The 495-nt window shown below is 69.9% G+C and carries 1 rRNA gene; it reads right to left on the minus strand.

Annotated features, from left to right (window positions below):
• Window positions 1–422: 422 nt before the first annotated feature.
• A 5S ribosomal RNA gene (gene rrf, locus ACZ6RT_RS28755) occupies window positions 423–495 on the minus strand; the annotation flags it as partial.

The following is a 495-nucleotide window of genomic DNA, read 5'->3' on the forward strand; positions in this document are numbered from 1 at the left end:
TCTTCCCCGCCCCTCCCCTCCCCCCCCCCCCCCCCCCCCCCCCCCCCCCCCCCCCCCCCCCCCCCCCCCCCCCCCCCCCCCCCCCGTGGCGTTCCTGTCCCGGGTCTTACAGGCGCGGTCCTCATGACGACCGTGAGGATGTGGGTGTCGGCGTCGGTGTCGGCTCGAAGCGGCCGTGGAGCGCCGGCCCGGTCGTGAACCATGCTCCTTCGACGCCCCCTCAACGCCCCTTCGAGGCCTCCTTGACGGGCCTTCGACGCCTTCCGATGTCTTCGATCCCGGAGAGATCATGGAGTTCTGCGCTGAGAGTCCCGCGCTGCGGGTACGCCTTCCGGCTCGTTCGAGAGGGGAAGGCCTGCCTGGACGAACCGGCCCATGAAAACACGAAAGCCCCCACCATTGGTGGGGGCTTTCGAAAGATTGTCCGGCGGTGACCTACTCTCCCACACCGTCCCCGGTGCAGTACCATCGGCGCTGAAGAGCTTAACTTCCGGG

This window comes from Streptosporangium sp. NPDC050148 (assembly GCF_055586505.1).